This window comes from Microcystis sp. LE18-22.4A (assembly GCF_027531105.1).
Taxonomy (GTDB): domain Bacteria; phylum Cyanobacteriota; class Cyanobacteriia; order Cyanobacteriales; family Microcystaceae; genus Microcystis; species Microcystis aeruginosa.
Genome location: NZ_JAPZRB010000154.1, coordinates 1 through 1,331 on the forward strand (window position 1 = coordinate 1; position 1,331 = coordinate 1,331).

At 38.7% G+C, this 1,331-nt stretch carries 2 protein-coding genes and 1 pseudogene; all 3 read left to right on the plus strand.

The annotated features are described in order from the left end of the window. Positions 1-708, plus strand: a 708-nt coding sequence (locus O9295_RS07110) for a hypothetical protein (RefSeq protein WP_288032494.1), incomplete at its 5' end; no start/stop codon positions are given. Between the two features lie 93 nt (positions 709-801). Further along, positions 802-1,038 carry a hypothetical protein gene (locus O9295_RS27300; protein ID WP_061431623.1) on the plus strand — a complete coding sequence of 79 codons (237 nt, stop codon included), beginning with the start codon at positions 802-804 and terminating at the stop codon, positions 1,036-1,038. A gap of 36 nt (positions 1,039-1,074) precedes the next feature. After that, positions 1,075-1,331: pseudogene (locus O9295_RS27305) on the plus strand (hypothetical protein); the annotation flags it as partial.

A 1,331-nucleotide genomic window follows, 5' to 3' on the forward strand; every position in this document is an offset into this window, starting at 1 on the left:
TACGAAGAAAATTTCCCTCAGAGGATGTATATTTATAACTATCGGGCCTTTGATTTGTATCAGAAACCGGTTATCAGTCTCGCTATATTAGGAGATGAACGAGTAAATTGGCGACCAGATTCCTATAATTATACTATCGCTGGCTGTGAAGTCAGCCTCAAATTCCCAACGGTTAAATTACTGGACTATGAGGAAAGCTGGTCAGAACTAGAAGCAAGTAGCAATCCCTTTGCTATAATCGTCATGGCACACCTGAAAACAAAAGCGACTACTGGGAAGCTGCCAGAACGGGAACAGTGGAAGTGGAGGTTAATCAGGGGATTATACGAAAAGGAGTTCGAGAGGGAACAGATAATTAAACTGTTTGAAATCATCGACAATATGATGACTTTATCCCCTGAATTACAGTCAAGTTTAGAGAGTAAAATCAAACAATTTGAGGAGGAAAGAACCATGCCTTTAATCAGTAATATGGAGTTACGAGGAATAGAACAGGGTAAGAAGATTGGCAAGGAAATTGGGGTGTTAGAAAATAGCCGCGATGACATAAAAACAGTTTTAACTGTGCGGTTCGGACAGATTTCTTCAGAAATTGAAGAGATGATTGACAAAATCACTAACCTTGCTCTCTTAAAAGAGATACTAAAATCAGCAGTTACCGCTAATTCTCTCGCAGAATTTAAGCAGTCTTTGGCAAAAATCCAATAAGAAAATCTTACCCTAGGGTGCTGCACTGCTCACCCATTCACCTTTAAACTCTTAGCCAGAAGCGGAGAAAAATTAAAACTGTTGTCGTAATTCATGAACCAAACAACCGCCAATTATGATGAACCCTGGAAAGAAGCATTAAGCGAGTATTTTGAAGCGTTTTTATGCTTCTTTTTTCCTGAAGTTCACCAACTAATTGATTGGACAAAAATTCCCGAATCCCTAGAAAAAGAACTCAAACGGATTACCGCTTCAGCTAAGACCAAAAAACGTTTTGCTGACAAACTCTATTCAGTTATCAGTTACCAGTTATCAGTTATCAGTGACTAATTGGAAGCAAGTAGTAATCCCTTTGCTATAATAGTGATGGCACACCTGAAAACAAAAGCGACTACTGGGAAGCTGCCACAACGGGAACAGTGGAAGTGGAAGTTAATCAGGGGATTGTATGAAAAGGAGTTTGAGAGAGAACAGATAATTAAACTGTTTGAAATTATCGACAATATGATGACTTTATCCCCTGAATTGCAGTCAAGTTTAGAAAGTAAAATCAAACAATTTGAGGAGGAAAGAACCATGCCTTTAATGAGTAATATGGAGTTACGAGGAATCGAACGCGGTAA